We start from the raw sequence: 17413 nt of genomic DNA, 5'->3' as shown, positions 1-17413 counted from the left end.
AAGCGACCCCATGTAGAATAAAAGCCAGCACGACAGATCCGCGAGAGCACAGCGTCCGGTCTTTTTATCTGCCTTCACCCGAGCTTCCTTTGGCTCCCGGAAGAAAATCAACAAATGCTGAAAAAAATTGAGGTTGCCCAGTTAAGAACCGGTATGTATATCCATGAGTTGTGCGGCTCATGGATAGACACACCTATCTGGCAAAAATCCTTGCTGCTGGAAGATCCTGCTGTCATAGAAAAAATCAAACGCAGCAAAATACAGCAGGCATGGATAGATACCAGCAAGGGCCTTGATGTCCTCAATGGCGAAGACAAAAAAATCAGCCGGCCACGTCCTGCCGCTGAAACTCCTCCCCCAGAAACTCTGCCTGTTGAAACCATAGCCGAGCCCGCTGCAAGCTTTGACCACATCGAGCAGGTGTCAATGGACGAAGAGATGGGCCGCGCGGCAAAAATAGTCGGTAAGTCCAAGCAGGCAGTGTTCTCAATGTTCAGCGAAGCCCGCATGGGCAAGGCCGTGAACTCTGAAGCGGCGATGGAACTGGTGGAAGATATCGCCACCTCGGTCATGCGCAATCCCGGTGCCTTGATAGGCCTGGCAAGATTGAAGAATGCGGACGACTACACCTACATGCATTCAGTCGCGGTATGCGCGCTGATGATTGCGTTGGCCAGGCAACTGAAGCTGGATGATGAGCAGACTCGCGCCGCCGGCTTTGCAGGCCTGCTGCATGACATAGGCAAGATGGCTGTACCTTCCACGATCCTGAACAAGCCAGGCAAGCTGACGGATGATGAATTCGTCTCTATCAAGGAACATCCGGCAGCTGGCCACAAGATGCTGCTGGATGCAAAAGGGGTAGGCGAGATTGCGCTGGATGTCTGCCTGCATCACCACGAAAAAATGGATGGCAGCGGCTACCCCGAGGGCCTGGCAGGGGAGCAGATCAGCTTGTATGCGCGCATGGGCGCTGTATGCGATGTGTATGATGCCATTACCTCCAACCGCCCTTACAAGGCCGGCTGGTGCCCCGCAGAATCGCTGCGCAAGATGGCGGAATGGAGCAAAGGACATTTTGACGAAAAGGTATTCCAGGCCTTCGTGAAAAGCATAGGCATTTACCCGGTGGGCACGCTGGTCCGCCTGGCCTCCGGGAAATTGGGCGTGGTGGTTGAGCAGCAGGTCGGCAAGTCCCTACTGCAACCCAAGGTAAGGGTATTCTTCTCCACCAAGTCACTGGCCTATATCACGCCCGAATTACTCGACCTGGCTGGCCCCGGCTTGCAGGACAAGATCGTGTCGCGCGAGGATGCGGCCAAATGGGGGCTGAAAGATATAGACCGCTACTGGCTGGGCGCTGCAGCAACACCGGCATAGCTCGTGTTGCTGCGCAGTCTACAGACTATGCTGCAGACTGCGCTACCGCGTGCATCTCGCGCTCAAACGCGGCAATGAAATGGCTGATCATCGCAGGTGCGTCGCGCCTGTAAATCAGTCCTACCACTGAACTGGATTCCTGGTCGGAAAGCGCAATAAAACGCACGCCCTTGGGTGCCACCTCTTGCATGCTGTCTGGAACAATGGCAATCCCCATATTCGCTTCCACCAGGTTCAATAACGAAGTCTTACGGGATATTGCTCTCGCTACCTTGGGGAAAAATCCCTGTTTCAGGCACAAGCTGGTGACCAGGTAACTGAGACCACCCCGGTCCTTATGCGGAATGGAAACAAAATATTCTTCGCGCAGGCTGGCGATGTCGGTGCTCTGCTTGCCGGCCAGAGCGTGCTGCTCCGATACCGCGACCATCAGCTTCTCAGTAAAGAATTCCTTGACGACGATGTTAGGATAATTGCGCAATATGGGGAAACGGATCATGCCGAGGTCTGCCCTTCCCTCTTCGATGTCCATCGCCTGATGGTCCGATGAAGCCTTGGACACATCCAGTGAAACTCCGGGAAACTCTGCCAGCAGGGTATTGAGTACCTTGCCTAGCTCTGCAGTGAGCGTGACAGAGCTGGAATGCAGCAGGCGTATCGTGCCTTGTTCACCCTTGCCTACCTGCTGCACTTGCTGCACGGTTTCAGCGATTTCTTCCAGTATGCGCTTGCTGCGCTCATACAGCAGCCTGCCGGCGTCGGTCAATTCCAGATGGCGCGAATCCCGCTCCATCAGCACTGCCTGCACTTCGCTTTCCAGTTCCTTCATTTGCCGGCTGAGTGCCGACTGCGCGATGTACAAGCGTTCCGACGCGCGCGAATAACTGCCTGCCTCGACGATCTCCACAAAGTACTTTATTTGCTTCAGAGAGATCATGCGTATGCCGTTTTGAGATAGATGAATGCCATATTTGCTATTGGAGTAAACACCGCGCCGGCTGCTACAGTTGGGTCATTGCTGCAGGCATTCCGCAGCACGGATACTTTTGAATGAAGGTGAAAGACCATGTTACTTTTGTTGGCAATAGGCGTCTGTGGAATCGCTGTCAGTATTGCGGTTAAATTACTTTTCGTCCAGAGCAAAGCTAGTGAATAAGCGGCTGCTGCGAAGGCTGGCGGCGCAAGCCAAAGGCACGCACAATACAGCTATGGAGTGGCCGAAGGTTTCTTTTTCATCATACTCGCCTTGCGGTATTGCATTGGGGTCTGTTCGCATATCTGATGAAAAGCGCGGCGGAAAGAGGCTTCATTGTTGAAGCCGCACTCCAGCGCCACCTGCAGTACAGGACCGCCCCTGAGTTCCAGCATTTTTTTTGCATGCTCTACCCGGCAGTGCGAGATATAGTTCAAGGCGGTCATGCCGACCGCAGTGTGAAACCGGCGCGTAAAATTTCGCAAACTCATCGCTGCGCGTCTGGCCGCATCTTCCACAGAAATATCCTGGTTGAAATGCCTCTCAATGAATTCCTGAGCTTGCCGGATGCGATGGTCCGCATGGTTTTTCAGTACAACATCGATCAACTCCGTACGTTCATACACGGGCCTGCGTACCGGATTGGTATAACGGGAAAATTTATGAGCGGCGGCCTCTCCATAAAAATGATTCACCAGATAGGCGCAGGCATCCATGCTGGGAGCGGTGCCGGTAGCAGTGACTATGCGTCCATCTGTCACCAGCGGCACATGCGGTGAAAAGCGTACCGGTGAATAGTGCTGCGCAAACGCTTTCTGATCAGAGAGATTACCGGTAACCTCATGGCCATCCAATAAACCGGATGCCGCCAGCACCCGCACTCCGCCATCAAATCCCAGCAAGATCGCGCCCCGCTCATAGGCACGTACCAGCCAACGCCGGAAATTGGCGCGCACCGGTACCGCCTGCGCATCGAAAAAATAATACGGGGGGATAACGATCACTTGTGGCGGCGGACCGCTATTGCGTATCGCCTGGTCAGGCGTAATCATCGTGCCGGTAAATGATCGCACTGCAGCCTCGCTTGGGCCAGCCAGCGTGATTTGGAATAACGCAGAAGCATCCAGGTCAAAATTGCGTGAGTGCAAGGTTCCTGCAATGACCAGCAATTCCTTGATCAGGATGGCGACGCCCGCCCAACATCCTTCATCCACATAGATACTGACTTGCACCGGCTTTCTCATCTTTCCTCCTGGCTGGCAGAGCGGACGACTGAACACGACAAAAACGCAACAAGACATGGCTGATTTTAACTACAAATTTGGCCGGTAATCACTTATATTTTCAGAAATTAATAGCATAGAATCGAAATGCTCTCAAAAAATAAAACCAATATATTTGAGCATGTGGCGGGCTTTGATTTGCTGTGATGCAACAATCATGCAATAGCGTCGCAGCAATTTCCAGCATATCCACTGCCGCAAAATGGAACACCTGAGGAGACATTCAATGCGTAAATTAGTGATGCCTTTGTCGTATGCTGCACTGCCCTTATTTCTACTATTAGGGGCATGCAGCAAGAGCCCGGATACAGATAGCGCAAAAATGCAGGCAGCCAGCGATGACGCTGCTTTCCAGAAGAAACTGCAGGAACAGTTGCTGGATGCCAAGCCAGGCAGCGTGATAGAAATTCCAGCCGGCAAGCATCACCTGACCAGCGGCCTGACATTGCGCGTGCACGGCGTCACGATACGCGGCGCCGGCATGGACAAAACCGTCCTGTCCTTCAAGGACCAAGTCACCGGGCCAGAGGGACTGCTGGTCTATGCCAATAACTTCACGATAGAAAACCTGACGATAGAAGACAGCAAGGGTGATGGGCTGAAAATCAATGACGGCGAAAACATCACGATACGCGGCGTCAAGGTGCAATGGACAGGCGGCCCCAAGGTAACCAATGGCGCCTACGGCATTTACCCTGTCAAGACCACAAACGTACTGATCGAAGACTCTGCTGCGATAGGCGCATCGGATGCAGGCATCTATGTCGGCCAATCCAAAAATGTAGTCGTGCGCCGTAATCGCGCAGAGCAGAATGTGGCCGGCATAGAAATAGAAAACACGATAGATGCTGACGTGTATGAAAATACAGCCACGAATAATACCGGCGGCATCCTGGTATTCAACATGCCCAACCTGTCGCAAGCCGGGTATGGCACCCGGGTCTACAAGAACAAGGTGTTCGCCAATAACCTGGGCAACTTTGCCGCCAAGGGTGCGGCCGTGGCCAGCGTACCGGCGGGATCCGGAGTCGTCGTCAATTCCAATTCCAAAGTGGAGATTTTCGATAACGACGTGTCCGATAGCCAGACTGCGAATGTGATCATCTCCAGCTATTTTTCCACCGGCTATTTCAGTGAAAAGGGCGTCAGCCCAGATTACGATCCCTACCCGCGCGCAATCTACGTGTATGGCAACCGCTTCAAGGGTGGCGGCGATTCACCGGATGGCCTTGACCTGAAAGCACTGAAGATTGCGATGTTCGGCTTGAACGGCCATTTCCCTGACGTGATCTGGGATGGCTATGTGGATACCAAAACTTTCGTCAACGGCGCAATCCCCGCCAATGACCGCCTGTGCGTGCAAAACGGCGACGTCAGTGTGTTGAACGTGGATGGCCCGAATAAATATAAAAATCCAAAAAACGATTCCGCTGCTTACCGCTGCGAATTGCCCAAGTTAAAACCGGTCAGCATTCCGCAATTGGCAGAGAATGCGACAGCAAAGGGATAGTGCATGTTTAAGAATTTAGTACGCAGCCATTTTTCCCCTTTCAAGAAACAAACGTTTGATTTTGTCCTGTACCTGGCCCTAGCAGTTTTAGTCCTAAGCTCAATTAGCGCCTGCTCTCGCAAGCAAGAGCCGGTCAGCTTCCATGCCGACGGCAGGCCGGAGCGCCTGAGTGAATGGCATCTGATGGCCGCCGACAGCGGCAGACTGATCTTGAACGAAGGAGTAACGCCTTACGATTTGAATACGCCGTTGTTCACCGACTATGCGCACAAGCTGCGCACGATATGGATGCCCAAAGGCACTCCCGCGAACTACAAGGCAGATGCCTCGTTTGATTTCCCGGTAGGCACCATCATCTCCAAGACTTTTTACTATCCGCGCCTGGCGGGAGAGGCGAAGGAATCGCATGCGGTCTTGCGCGTGACGGATACCTCGGGCGACTTTATCAATGCGGACCTGAACCTGGATGGCGTGCGCCTGATAGAAACCCGCTTGCTGGTGCACAGGGCGGACGGCTGGGTCGCCTTGCCCTACATCTGGAATGAAGAACAGACCGAAGCGATCCTGCAAAGGACGGGTGGACAAGTGGCCCTGCAACTAGCCTCGACCGACAGGGTAAAAGTACCTCTGACCTATGTGGTACCTAACGTTAACCAGTGCGCCAGTTGCCACGTCGCGGATATCAAGCTGCGCCAGTTTGAACCCATAGGCCCCAAGGCAAGACACCTGAATCGCAACTACACCTATGACGGCATCGATGAAAACCAGTTGCAGCATCTGGTCAAGATAGGCTACCTGACAGGGCTGCCGGATATCAAGACCGTGCCGCACAATGCCAACTGGAGCGACACCACCCAGACGCTGGACGCGCGCGCCCGGGCCTACCTGGATATCAATTGCGCGCACTGCCACAACTCGAAAGGAGCGGCGAACACCACTGCGCTGCATCTGGAAATCAGCGCGCCGGCCGACCTGCACCTGGGCATCTGCAAACCACCGGTAGCGGCAGGCCGCGGTACTGGCAATAACAAATTCGACATCCTCCCCGGCCAGCCGGAACACTCCATCATGCCCTTTCGCCTGAACTCGGATGAGACCGGCCTGATGATGCCTGAACTGGGAAGAAATAGCGTACACAAGGAAGGAGTTCAACTGATCAAGGAGTGGATCGCCGCCATGCCCGGGCAGTGCCAGCCACAAGACTAGAACTCATTTCATCAGTAGGAGCGAGATATTTTCAGCGTTTTCAAATGACAAAAACCGGAGACACCGTATGAAAATGAATAAGCGCAAACTGGTCATCAGTATTTCACAAGCTCTGCTAGGCTCCGGCATCGCCGGCGTGGCTAGCCTCGGTGTCTCCAGTGCAGCCCTGGCCGACGACGATATTGCTACCGTGGTCGTTACCGCCCAAAGCCGTTCGCAATCGGCGCAGGCCGTGCCGATTGCGATGCAAATTCTCAGCGCAGACCAGATATCCAAGCTGGCGGCAACCAATCTGTCTTCGATCAACGGCTATATCCCCGGCCTAAATGTGGACGGCAACCAGCCTACCCAGCCTTACTATACACTGCGCGGCATAGGCACTTCTGATTTCGGCATAGGCACGGATTCGCCGGTAGGCGTCTATGTGGACGGGGTGTATTCCGGCAAGACCGGCGGCGCGCTGATGACCTTCAATGATGTGCAAAGGGTGGAAGTGCTGAAAGGCCCGCAAGGCACGCTATTCGGCCGCAATAGTGCCGCCGGCGCGATCTCCGTCATCACCAAGGAGCCTACGCGTACTTTCGAAGCCGATATCACTGCCAGGCTGGGTAAATACGGCACGCAGTATGTGGATGGCGTCATCAATGTTCCGCTGGGAGACAAGGCCGCATTGCGCTTCAGCGCGGTCGGCAGCAAAAGCGACGGCTGGAATACTGATGCGGCTACTGGACAAAAGTATAAAGGCGATAACGACTGGGGCACTCGCGCTACCCTGCTGCTGAATGCGCCGGCGGAAACCAAACTGCTGCTTTCATGGGAACATGAATTCCTCAACACCAGGGCGCGCCCGGCGATTTCGCTGATACAGCCGGCAGCGCCCGGCGCCTTGCCAAGCTTCCCGCCTGATCCATCCACTTACGTCGATCCGCGCACCGGCCCCTTGTATAACGACGCAGTCGGCAATCGCGAAGCCAAGAAATTCGACGGCGTCACGCTCAGGATAGAAAAACCATTCGGCTGGGCGACCTTTAATTCCACCACTGCGTATCGCCATTTCAATTCGGTGAACCGCGAAGACGAAGACGGCACCAACCGCATACAAACCTATCTGGATACGGCCAACATAGAAAGCAATACCACCTGGCAGCAAGAGTTCAAATTATCCGGAAAGAACGACACAGTGGACTGGCTGGCAGGCGCCAGCTATTTCTCGGAGAAAGCCAGGCAAAACAGCCAGATCAATACGTATACCGACTCCTTTGATACGCTGTTCAACAATGTGGCAGGCCTGCCGGTCTACAGTTTGCTGAACGGGGCCGCACAGCAGTTCGGCCTGCCGGTCAATCTGTTCGGCAATACCTGGCAAGAGAATATGTTCAATCGCGGCGATAACAAAGCCTATGCCGTCTATGGCGATGCGATCTGGCACCTGACCCCGAAAATGAACCTGACTACCGGCATACGTTTCTCGCGTGACGAAAAAGAATTCAGCTGGTATGCACCGACCCGCATTTCTCCCGGTGTCGACGGCTCGCTGGCTCTGTTCAACCAGGTGGGTTTCTTCCCCGGGCTGGTACAGGCCGGGGCCATTTCGGCGGATCAGGCTGCGCTGATACAGTCGCTGATGAGTACCAACCAGTTGATCTCCAATGCCGGTGCGGCGCTGGCTCCCTACTCCACCAAGCGCCAGTGGAACGATACCAGCCCGCGCGTACTGCTTGACTACCACCTGACGCCCGATGTGATGTTCTACGGCTCGGTATCCAAGGGTTATCAGTCCGGCGGCTACAACACCTTGCAGATAGGCAGCAAATACGATCCGGAAGAAGTGTGGAACTACGAGGCCGGCATCAAGAGTAATTTGCGCGACTACCATCTGGTTCTGAATGCGTCGGTATTCTCGTACAAGTTTACCAATCTGCAATCTCTGAGTCTGGTTGCTGGCGGCAATTCTGTCGGTGTGCCGGCTTATCAGGTCGTCAGCAGCGACCAGAAAGCCAATGGCTTTGACCTGGAAGCACGCTGGCAGCCCATGCCGGCGCTGCGCATGTACCTGACCACCGAATACATAGACCAGAAGTACAAGGACTATGTTGCCAATGACGGTACCAACCTCAGCGGCCAGCCGGTGGGAACACCCAAATGGAGTGCAGCAACAGGTTTCGATTACACCTGGCATAACATCGCCGGTGGCCACCTGAACCTGACCATGCAGCATGCCTACACAGGCGCAACGCGCTGCAATGACGATTCCGTGGCACAAGGCTCCTGCCTGCGCACACCCAGGTTCACCGTCGGCTCCGCCATGCAGCGTACCGATGCCCGCATAGGCTGGACCAATGACAGCCAAAGCTGGGGAGTGTCGATCTTTGCCAATAACCTGTTCGACAAGCGCTATGTGTATAACGTCAGCAATATCACCGCATCCTTCGGCACGCCATTTGCGTCGATCACCGCGCCGCGCATGGTCGGCATAGAGTTCAAGGCGAGTTTATAGGTCACCGGTACGCTCATAAAAAAAAGGAGACCTTGGTCTCCTTTTTTCTTTGCAAAACACTGCGGCCAAGCAATCATCACAAGATCACTGAGATCTGCGGCGTCCGATAAACCAGGCTAAAGCCAGTGCCAGCAAGGCCAGCACGATCACTATCGTATTGCCGCCTAGTAGGATATACGGCGTCATGCCGCTGGTGCCCTGCACGCTGGAGCGCAGGCTGCCCAGCGTGTTGTAATCCAGCTTGGCGCGGACTATGCCTTGTGCATCGATCACGGCGGTCGCGCCGGTATTGGTCGAGCGTATCATCGGCCTGCCGGTTTCCAGTACCCGCATCGTGGATATCTGTAAGTGCTGCGGTATCGCGCTGGAATCACCATACCAGGCCATGTTGGATACATTCAGCAAGATGCTGGCGACCTTGCCGCCGGCAGCACGCTGCGCATTCAACTGCGCTGCGATCTCGCCGCCGAATACGTCTTCATAGCAGATGTTGGGCATCACGCTCTGGTCCTTGACCTGGAAAGGAGCTTGCTGCAAGCCCGCGCTGGTCAGGTCACCGATAGGGATATGCATCAGGTCCACAAACCAGTGGAAACCGGTGGGAATGAATTCGCCAAACGGTACCAAATGATGTTTATCGTAACGGTAGTTCTGATCCGGCTTTGCATCTGGAGAAAAACCCAGCACGCTATTCGAATACTTACCCGGGCCATCGGTAGCAAAGATGCCGAGCACCACATGGCTGTTGGTGGAATGCGCAAAATCCCTGATCAACGGCAGGTAGTCCGGCGGCAATTGGGTGGATGGCAAAGGCATCGCAGTTTCCGGCGTAGCGATCAGATCTGCCGGCGCGGCAACTATCATGTCGCGGTACATTTCCAGTGACTGGACCAGGTGCGCCTCGTCAAACTTCATATCCTGTGCCACATTGCCTTGCAGCAGGCGCACTGAAATAGGATTGCCGCTGGCGTGCGTCCATTGTATGGTTCGCAAACCGGAGCCGACCACCAGGACCAGCATGATCAGCGGCAGCGTCAATTTTTTGTGCGACCAGCAGGCAAGGCAGGCAGCAATAAGCGCCACGACCCAGCCCACACCGTACACGCCGACCACAGCAGCATAGCCTGCCAGCGGACTGCTGGTATGCGCGTAGCCGATTGATACCCAGGGAAAACCAGTAAACAGCCAGTTGCGCAGGCATTCTCCCACGGCCCACAAGGCCGGCATGACCAGCAGCAGGCCGGTGCGGTCGCCTATGCGCCAGCGCTGCCTGAGCCATACTGCGCCGCCCAGCACCAGGCCAGAGTAGATCGCCATATACGCCACCAGCAAGGCCAGCGCAGGCGCCGATATCCAGATCGGCATGCCGCCAAAACGGGTCAGGGCAATCAAGAGCCATGACACGCCCAGGTACAAGTACGCGAAGCCATAGCACCATCCCAACAATAACGCCCGCTTGACCGAGGTACTGCGCCAGCCGAGGTGAAATACCAGCGCCAGGCAAAGTATCTGCACCGGCCACAGATTGTAGGGAGCAAAGGCCAGCACACTGGCACAGCCCGCCAGCAAGGCGGCGGCGAATGGCCAAAGAGGATGGGAGAAACGGCTGCGGGATGCTGGCACAGTCTGGGATGTCAAGGCTGAGCTTTCCTGTTATTTTTGTATTATTTTTGGTAAAGGGCTGTTGTGGCAGCCCCTGGCTTACGATCTTGCTATCGGTTCGCTATGGATTAGTCGTTGTCGTCTATCAGGTCCAGCAGCAACTGGCGTTTTTCCACCAGCAATACCTGTACCTGGCGCGCATCCGCACGCAAGACTTCGAAATGGATATGCTCTATATCGAACTCATCGCCCTTGTGCGGTACCCTGGCCAGATGATTGGCAACAAAACCGCCTATGGTGTCCACATCCTCATCCGAGAAATTGGTTCCCAGCATGGAATTGAACTGCTCTATCTCGGTCAGGCCCTTGACCCTCCAGCGCTTGCCGTGGCCATTGCCGTCAACGGCAATGATATTGTCTTCTTCTTCATCAAAATCATGCTCGTCTTCGATGTCGCCGACAATTTGCTCCAGCACGTCTTCTATCGTGATCAGGCCGGCAATGCCGCCGTATTCATCCACCACCATTGCAATGTGGTTGCGGTTGGCGCGGAAATCGCGCAGCAGGATGTTCAGGCGCTTGGATTCAGGAATATAGACGACCGGGCGCAGCATATCGCGCACCTCAAATGGTTCTTCCGCGTAATAGCGCAGCAGATCCTTGGCCAGCAGGATGCCTATCACCTTGTCCCGGTCGCCATCGACTACCGGAAAACGGGAGTGGGCGGTGGACAACACCTCCGGCATCCACTCTTCTATCGGTTTGGAAAGATCGATCACATCCATCTGCGCGCGGGGCACCATGATGTCGCGGGCAGAAAGATCGGAAACCTGGAATACGCCTTCTATCATCGCCAGGGCATCAGCGTCGATCAGATTGCGTTCGTGCGCATCGTGCAGGACTTCCAGCAGTTCGGTGCGATTCTCTGGTTCAGGGGAAATGAGTGCGGTCAAGCGTTCAAACAATGACCTGTGGGGTTTAACGTCAGAAGTTCTGACGTTACTAGAGTGCTCTTGCATAGTAGGCGGGGCGCCGTTGTTTCAATCCTACAGGATACAACAAATCCCGGTTTGGCCCCGATTGTGACAAAAAAATAGTAAATCGCGTAGCTAATTCCACCATTTTTCCTTCAGGCAACCCAATTTGGTAAGCTGGCGCTCACTTATAGGCTGACTTATTTATAAGGATTGGAAATGCCCAGAGTCTCCAGTATTTCGGCCTCTATACCTTCCATTTCTTCCGCTTCTTCATCCGTTTCATGATCATAACCCTGCGCATGCAATACGCCGTGCACAACCAGATGGATGGCATGATGCTCTACCGACTTCTTTTGCTCTGCCGCTTCTTTTTGCAATACATCGGTACACAGGATGATGTCGGCCTGGGTCACCTCGGCGTCTTCATCTTCGGTATAGGCAAAAGTCAGCACATTGGTTGCATAGTCCTTGCCGCGGTAATCGCGGTTCAGGGTGCGGCCTTCCTCGGCATCGACAAAGCGCAGGGTCAATTCGGCCGGTGCAAACAAGGTGGCCTGGACCGCCTTGCGCAGCAAGGGACGGGGCAAGATCTTCTGCAGGCGGGGATCGGGATATTGGACGGACAGCGTCAGTTTATTTTTTACGGCCATGATGGGCGGAACTTAAAGGGGTAGCTTGTTTCAGGATGCCGATATTGGCAGTGTGGGCACTGGAAGCCTCATACGCGTCAACGATGCGGCCAACCAGAGGGTGGCGCACCACATCGGCGCTGGTAAAGCGGTTGAAGGCGATACCGCGCACGTTTTCCAGTATCTGGCAGGCATCGATCAGGCCGCTTTTTTGGCCGCGCTGCAAATCGATCTGCGTGACGTCGCCGGTGACCACGGCCTTGCTGCCGAAGCCTATACGCGTCAGGAACATCTTCATCTGTTCCGGAGTGGTGTTTTGCGCTTCATCCAGGATGATAAAGGCATGGTTCAGGGTGCGCCCGCGCATATAAGCCAGCGGCGCAATCTCTATCGCCTGCTTCTCAAACATCTTTTGGGTACGGTCGAAACCCAGCAAATCGTACAAGGCATCATACAAGGGACGCAGATAAGGATCGACCTTTTGCGCCAGATCGCCCGGCAGGAAACCCAGGCGCTCGCCAGCCTCTACCGCAGGACGAGTCAGCACGATGCGCTTGACCGCATCGCGTTCCAGCGCATCGACCGCGCAGGCCACCGCCAGATAGGTCTTGCCGGTACCGGCAGGCCCTATGCCGAAAGTAATATCGTGCTCGACGATCGCTTTCAGGTAGTGGTTCTGGTGCGGCGTGCGGCCGCGCAGATCGCTGCGGCGCGTCTTCAGTACCGGACTTTCCACGTCCACATCCGGGTCCAGTTCTTCTGCCGCCACAATCGCTTCGCCGGTATCCACTTTGGGCAATTGCTTCAGCGAATTGCTGGCACGCTGCTCGACCAGGGCCAGTTGCACTTCGTCAATGGAAATGATTTTTTTTGCCAGTGCATAAAAATGCTCCAGCATTTCCAGCGCCTTGTCGGCATTAGTGCCGCTGACGATGAATTTCTCGCCGCGGCGGAAAATGCTGACATCCAGCGCCGCTGATATCTGGCGTAGGTTCTCATCCAGCGGACCGCACAAATGCGCGAGCCTGGTATTGTCCAGAGGCTGGGGAATGAAATGCAGAACAGGAACCGGGGTTTTGGTTTTCAAAAGTGTGAACTCTAGGTATGCGTATCAGGTTAATGTGGCACAGATAGCAGGATGCGTATGCTCTATTTAGTGCTCTATCGATTTCGAAAAGACATTCAATACAATAACACCGGCCACGATCAGGCTCATGCCCAGTATGGCCGGCAAATCCAGTGCCTGTTTATAAAACAGCCAGGCAAACAGCGTGATCAAGGTCACGCCGACGCCGGACCAGATCGCATAAACAATGCCGATAGGCATTACGCGTACCGTCAGTGACAGGCAATAGAACGAAACAGCATAGCCCAGCACGACGATCACCGATGGCCATATGCGGGTAAAACCGTCGGAGGCTTTCAGCATTGATGTCGCCGTGACTTCCGCCACGATGGCCAGCGCCAAGATCAGCCACTGCTTCATGCGGCACCCCGCATGCCGGTCAAGCTGCCGCCTGTTCCACTCCGGACGGCAGCAATTCGCCGCGCAGGGAGTAGTTATAGGACTCTGTAATCCGCGTGTCTACCAGTTGCCCCACCAGGCTGGCCGGGCCGGCAAAATTCACGACGCGATTGTTTTCTGTACGGCCTTGCAGCTCATTCGGGTCTTTGACCGAAGGTCCTTCCACCAGAATGCGCTGCACCGTACCTATCATCGCATTGCTGTATTTTTTGGTATTGCCATCGATGACGGCCTGCAACTGCTGCAAGCGCCTCAGCTTGACGGCATGCGGCGTATCATCCTGCAGATTGGCTGCGGGCGTGCCTGGGCGCGGGCTGAAGATAAAGCTGAAGCTGTTGTCAAAACCGATGTCGTCTATCAGTTTCATCAGCGCGTTGAAATCTTCTTCCGTCTCGCCGGGGAAGCCGACGATGAAGTCGGAGGACACCGACATATCCGGGCGCACCTGGCGCAAGCGGCGCAATACCGATTTATATTCGATCGCCGTATAGCCGCGCTTCATCGCGGACAGGATACGGTCCGATCCATGCTGGGCCGGCAGATACAGGTGATTCACCAGTTTCGGCACTTTGGCATAGGTATCGATCAGGCGCTGCGTAAATTCCTTGGGATGGCTGGTGACAAAGCGTATCCGCTCTATCTGCGGGAACTCGGCAATGTATTCAATCAGCAAGGCAAAATCGGCGATCTCGCCGTCTGCCATCTGGCCGCGATACGCATTAACGTTTTGACCGAGCAAGGAAATTTCCTTGATGCCCTGCTCTGCCAGACCGGCGACTTCCGCCAGCACATCTTCAAAGCGGCGCGATACTTCCTCACCACGGGTGTAAGGGACCACGCAGTAACTGCAATACTTGCTGCAGCCTTCCATGATGGACACGAAGGCAGAGGAACCCTCTACTTTGGCCGGCGGCAGATGGTCGAATTTTTCTATTTCGGGAAAGCTGATGTCCACTTGCGAACGGCCGGTATCACGGCGTGCATCCAGCAGCTGCGGCAAGCGGTGCAAGGTTTGCGGACCAAACACAACATCCACATAAGGCGCGCGCTTGACGATGGCATCACCTTCCTGCGAGGCCACGCAGCCGCCGACACCAATCACCAGATCCGGTTTCTTCAGTTTCAATTCACGCAAACGACCCAGGTCTGAAAACACCTTTTCCTGCGCTTTTTCGCGCACACTGCAAGTGTTAAGCAAGATCACGTCTGCATCTTCCGGCCTGTCGGTCTTGATCATGCCGTCGGAAGCATTCAACACGTCCGCCATCTTGTCCGAGTCATACTCGTTCATCTGGCAGCCGAAGGTCTTGATGTATATCTTTTTTTGCATGTATTTCTTTAATCAAAATGGTGCAACGAACGCGCCGCAGAACGCCTGAGCCAGACTAGTACACCTTAATTTTTTGTACCGGCCTGACCACCGTGGCGGTGTCCGTATCTGTCTTGGGCACTGCGACGCTGGCTTCCGCATCGGTCAATATCCAGATTTTGTCTACCTGGCCTACTGTATTCAATGTGTAGTTGACTACTTTGCTGGCGGACCCAAGGTAGGCCGGCATCACGATCAGGTTGGCGTCGTTGTAGATCCGGGTTGCCGGTGTGGTCGCCATCAATTTATCGTTGATCACGATTTGCGGCGCCGCAGCGGACTTCAATATCCCGCGCTTGACGTTGGCAGGAAAGGTTCTCGCCTCCGCCTGCATGGACAGCAAGCTGCTGCCCATGGCTAATATCAGTATGAAGCGACGAAATAATTGCATTTTAGACATATTTAATGATCCAATTTAACAATGATGCCCGCCGGGCTTCACAATTTGCGCCGGTAAATCAGGGACTTACCCTCATTCCAGACGCCGGCTAAGGGCGCAAGTTTAACATATGCGGCCCATTGCTTCATCCCATGCTTTGCCCGTCCATGTGGCCCAAGTGGCTGTTTCTTTGGCATAATGGCAAAAATAAATCTGGAATTCTGATGCACACTCGCTCCCCTCGCGCCGCAAAACGTGATTTTGACAGCCGGCATTTCCGTAACGCGCTCTCGCAATTTGCCACCGGCATTACCGTCATTACCACCACGCTGGCGGACGGCACGTTTCTGGGGTTGACGGCCAGCTCCTTCAACTCGGTGTCGCTGGACCCGCCGCTGGTGCTGTGGAGCCTGGGCAATGTCGCCAGCAGCATGCCTGCCTTTACCGGCAATTCTCACTATGTCGTGAATGTGCTGTCAGAGAATCAGGCGCATCTGGCCGAGCAGTTTGCCAGCCGCAAGAAAAACCGCTTCGACGGCGTTGAATTTTCGCTATCGCGCACCGGCCACCCCATACTGAACGGTGTATCGGCCTGGTTCGAATGCCACAACCGCAGCCGTTATCCGGAAGGGGATCACGTGATCTTCGTTGGCGAAGTGGAACATTGCGAATTCACGCACCAGGCACCGCTGATCTTCCATGCCGGCCAGTTCCTGCCCCCTAGCGGCAAACCAGCCTGATGAACGCTATCCCTGCCGACCTGGTCGGCTACATCGCCGCTTGCATGACCACGATAGCCTATATCCCACAGGCCTGGCTGACCTGGAAGCGCAAGCGGGCAGAAGGTGTTTCGCTGGGTATGTATATCATCCTGACTACCGGCGTGGCGATGTGGCTGGCCTATGGCGTACTGACCAATTCCTGGCCCATCATCATCGCCAACTTCATCACCTTCATGCTATCGCTGTTTATACTGGGCATGAAGCTCAGGTACAAGTAATACCAGTGGCCTTAGCAGTAACGCTGCACAGTACCGTTCAGGCTAGCAAGCTGCCAAGCACGTCCCTGGAATCAAATGCAGCGCGGCGCAAGCGGTCGTTCACGCCCTGCCATTCCCTATCATCCGGCAATGCCTCTACCAGGATAACGTCGGCATGCGCTGCATCCAGCGCGCGCAGATCGGCATACAAATCATGTGCGTAGCCATGCGGCTCGGCCGGCAGCATCAGGTGTGCCAATGCCTCGGTCTTGCCGTGCTGGCCATGGGACATCAGAGCAAAACTGCGACCGGCTTCCTTCAATTGCTGCATGGTAGATGCCAGCGCATCAGAAGCCACCAGAACCACCGGGGTATTCGGCGCATAGTGCGCATCCAGGGTGCCGGAAGCGCGCGGGGCGGCGAAATCCGGCGCTGCCGGCATCACGCCCAGCACCTCGGCCAATTGCGCAGCGCTGATATCGCCAGGGCGCAACAGCACCGGGCCATGCGTTGCCAGCCGCGTCAGATCGACGATAGTGGATTCGATACCGACCTCGCTCTGGCCGCCATCCAGCACTGCAGCGATCGCGCCACCCACTCCGGTCTCATCAGGAAACTCATCGATCACATGCTGAGCAGTGGTAGGGCTAACATGGCCAAACTTGTTGGCGGAAGGTGCGGCTACCCCGCCCTTGCCCCCTTTGAAGCTGCGCAATAATGCCTGCGCCACCGGATGCGAAGGACAGCGCAAGCCTACCGAATCCTGTCCACCCGACACCGCATCGGGAATATGGCTGGCGCGCTTCAAAATCAGCGTCAGCGGCCCCGGCCAGAATGCCGCAATCAATTGCTGCGCCTGTGGCGGGATATCCGTGGCCCAATAGCTCAGGTCCGCTTCCGGTGTTACATGGACGATGACAGGATGATTCGAGGGTCTGCCCTTGGCGGCATAAATACGCGCCACTGCATCCGGATTTTCCGCATCGGCACCGAGGCCGTATACGGTCTCGGTAGGAAAGGCGACCAGCATGCCGGCCTCCAATTGCCTGGCCGCATGCTGGATAACTTGCTGCTGTTGCTGGTTTTCTTGCATCACGATCTCAT

Annotated in this window: 16 protein-coding genes; 6 read left to right on the top strand and 10 right to left on the bottom strand. The window is 55.2% G+C overall.

The features are described from left to right. The first annotated feature begins 114 nt into the window (after positions 1–114). Positions 115–1380 carry a cyclic di-GMP phosphodiesterase gene (locus tag IEW12_RS17295; protein ID WP_188567317.1) on the top strand — a complete coding sequence of 422 codons (1266 nt, stop codon included), beginning with the start codon at positions 115–117 and terminating at the stop codon, positions 1378–1380. 25 nt (positions 1381–1405) lie between these two features. On the opposite strand, the gene IEW12_RS17290 is transcribed toward IEW12_RS17295, so the two are convergent. Both IEW12_RS17290 and IEW12_RS17285 read right to left on the bottom strand, forming a co-directional pair. Beyond that, positions 1406–2317 (bottom strand): LysR family transcriptional regulator, encoded by a 912-nt coding sequence (locus tag IEW12_RS17290; RefSeq protein WP_188567316.1) that lies wholly within the window; start codon positions 2315–2317, stop codon positions 1406–1408. A 269-nt stretch (positions 2318–2586) separates the two neighbouring features. Next, positions 2587–3597 carry a GlxA family transcriptional regulator gene (locus IEW12_RS17285; RefSeq protein WP_188567315.1) on the bottom strand — a complete coding sequence of 337 codons (1011 nt, stop codon included), beginning with the start codon at positions 3595–3597 and terminating at the stop codon, positions 2587–2589. Positions 3598–3862: 265 nt separating this feature from the next. Here IEW12_RS17285 and IEW12_RS17280 point away from each other — a divergent pair, with 265 nt between their 5' ends. The 3 genes from IEW12_RS17280 to IEW12_RS17270 all read left to right on the top strand — a co-directional run bounded on the left by IEW12_RS17280 (position 3863) and on the right by IEW12_RS17270 (position 8849). Continuing rightward, complete coding sequence (locus IEW12_RS17280) at positions 3863–5146, top strand: parallel beta-helix domain-containing protein (protein ID WP_188567314.1); 1284 nt, start codon at positions 3863–3865, stop codon at positions 5144–5146. A gap of 3 nt (positions 5147–5149) precedes the next feature. Next, positions 5150–6352, top strand: a complete 1203-nt coding sequence (locus tag IEW12_RS17275; RefSeq protein ID WP_188567313.1) for an SO2930 family diheme c-type cytochrome — start codon at positions 5150–5152, stop codon at positions 6350–6352. 67 nt (positions 6353–6419) lie between these two features. Further along, positions 6420–8849: a TonB-dependent receptor gene (locus IEW12_RS17270; protein WP_188567312.1), complete on the top strand. Its 2430-nt coding sequence runs from the start codon at positions 6420–6422 to the stop codon at positions 8847–8849. A gap of 84 nt (positions 8850–8933) precedes the next feature. Here the strand turns inward: IEW12_RS17270 and lnt are convergent, their stop codons facing one another. The 7 genes from lnt to IEW12_RS17235 form a co-directional block, all read right to left on the bottom strand. Beyond that, a complete protein-coding gene (gene lnt, locus IEW12_RS17265; RefSeq protein WP_229751177.1) occupies positions 8934–10487 on the bottom strand; it encodes an apolipoprotein N-acyltransferase in 1554 nt (517 codons plus the stop codon). Positions 10488–10579: 92 nt separating this feature from the next. Next, entirely contained in the window at positions 10580–11470 is an 891-nt protein-coding gene (locus IEW12_RS17260; RefSeq protein ID WP_188567311.1) for a CorC family transporter, read from the bottom strand. 155 nt (positions 11471–11625) lie between these two features. After that, positions 11626–12078 (bottom strand): rRNA maturation RNase YbeY, encoded by a 453-nt coding sequence (ybeY, locus tag IEW12_RS17255; protein ID WP_188567310.1) that lies wholly within the window; start codon positions 12076–12078, stop codon positions 11626–11628. Then, a complete protein-coding gene (locus IEW12_RS17250) occupies positions 12062–13144 on the bottom strand; it encodes a PhoH family protein (RefSeq protein WP_188567309.1) in 1083 nt (360 codons plus the stop codon). Before IEW12_RS17250 ends, ybeY begins: the two co-directional genes overlap by 17 nt. A gap of 66 nt (positions 13145–13210) precedes the next feature. Beyond that, positions 13211–13543, bottom strand: a complete 333-nt coding sequence (locus tag IEW12_RS17245) for a DMT family transporter (protein ID WP_188567308.1) — start codon at positions 13541–13543, stop codon at positions 13211–13213. Between the two features lie 19 nt (positions 13544–13562). Further along, a complete protein-coding gene (gene miaB / locus IEW12_RS17240; protein WP_188567307.1) occupies positions 13563–14912 on the bottom strand; it encodes a tRNA (N6-isopentenyl adenosine(37)-C2)-methylthiotransferase MiaB in 1350 nt (449 codons plus the stop codon). Positions 14913–14967: 55 nt separating this feature from the next. Continuing rightward, on the bottom strand, positions 14968–15351 hold the full coding sequence (locus IEW12_RS17235; protein ID WP_188567306.1) for a hypothetical protein: 384 nt from the start codon (positions 15349–15351) through the stop codon (positions 14968–14970). Between the two features lie 203 nt (positions 15352–15554). Here IEW12_RS17235 and IEW12_RS17230 point away from each other — a divergent pair, with 203 nt between their 5' ends. Continuing rightward, positions 15555–16070: a flavin reductase family protein gene (locus IEW12_RS17230; RefSeq protein WP_188567305.1), complete on the top strand. Its 516-nt coding sequence runs from the start codon at positions 15555–15557 to the stop codon at positions 16068–16070. Beyond that, on the top strand, positions 16070–16330 hold the full coding sequence (locus IEW12_RS17225) for a SemiSWEET transporter (protein WP_188567304.1): 261 nt from the start codon (positions 16070–16072) through the stop codon (positions 16328–16330). Before IEW12_RS17230 ends, IEW12_RS17225 begins: the two co-directional genes overlap by 1 nt. A gap of 37 nt (positions 16331–16367) precedes the next feature. Here the strand turns inward: IEW12_RS17225 and IEW12_RS17220 are convergent, their stop codons facing one another. Further along, a complete protein-coding gene (locus tag IEW12_RS17220; protein WP_188567563.1) occupies positions 16368–17402 on the bottom strand; it encodes an L-threonylcarbamoyladenylate synthase in 1035 nt (344 codons plus the stop codon). Positions 17403–17413: the final 11 nt, after the last annotated feature.

The sequence above is a fragment of the Parundibacterium terreum genome, assembly GCF_014636315.1.
Classification (GTDB): Bacteria; Pseudomonadota; Gammaproteobacteria; order Burkholderiales; family Burkholderiaceae_D; genus Undibacterium; species Undibacterium terreum.
Note: the sequence above shows the minus strand (reverse complement) of the source record. Positions and strands in the feature narration are given on the sequence as shown.

Coding starts and splice junctions, on each gene's coding strand:
- IEW12_RS17295 (WP_188567317.1), top strand. CDS start 115: ATGCTGAAAAAAATTGAGGTTGCCCAGTTAAGAACCGGTATGTATATC.
- IEW12_RS17290 (WP_188567316.1), bottom strand. CDS start 2,317: ATGATCTCTCTGAAGCAAATAAAGTACTTTGTGGAGATCGTCGAGGCA.
- IEW12_RS17285 (WP_188567315.1), bottom strand. CDS start 3,597: ATGAGAAAGCCGGTGCAAGTCAGTATCTATGTGGATGAAGGATGTTGG.
- IEW12_RS17280 (WP_188567314.1), top strand. CDS start 3,863: ATGCGTAAATTAGTGATGCCTTTGTCGTATGCTGCACTGCCCTTATTT.
- IEW12_RS17275 (WP_188567313.1), top strand. CDS start 5,150: ATGTTTAAGAATTTAGTACGCAGCCATTTTTCCCCTTTCAAGAAACAA.
- IEW12_RS17270 (WP_188567312.1), top strand. CDS start 6,420: ATGAAAATGAATAAGCGCAAACTGGTCATCAGTATTTCACAAGCTCTG.
- IEW12_RS17260 (WP_188567311.1), bottom strand. CDS start 11,470: ATGCAAGAGCACTCTAGTAACGTCAGAACTTCTGACGTTAAACCCCAC.
- ybeY (WP_188567310.1), bottom strand. CDS start 12,078: ATGGCCGTAAAAAATAAACTGACGCTGTCCGTCCAATATCCCGATCCC.
- IEW12_RS17245 (WP_188567308.1), bottom strand. CDS start 13,543: ATGAAGCAGTGGCTGATCTTGGCGCTGGCCATCGTGGCGGAAGTCACG.
- miaB (WP_188567307.1), bottom strand. CDS start 14,912: ATGCAAAAAAAGATATACATCAAGACCTTCGGCTGCCAGATGAACGAG.
- IEW12_RS17235 (WP_188567306.1), bottom strand. CDS start 15,351: ATGTCTAAAATGCAATTATTTCGTCGCTTCATACTGATATTAGCCATG.
- IEW12_RS17230 (WP_188567305.1), top strand. CDS start 15,555: ATGCACACTCGCTCCCCTCGCGCCGCAAAACGTGATTTTGACAGCCGG.
- IEW12_RS17225 (WP_188567304.1), top strand. CDS start 16,070: ATGAACGCTATCCCTGCCGACCTGGTCGGCTACATCGCCGCTTGCATG.
- IEW12_RS17220 (WP_188567563.1), bottom strand. CDS start 17,402: ATGCAAGAAAACCAGCAACAGCAGCAAGTTATCCAGCATGCGGCCAGG.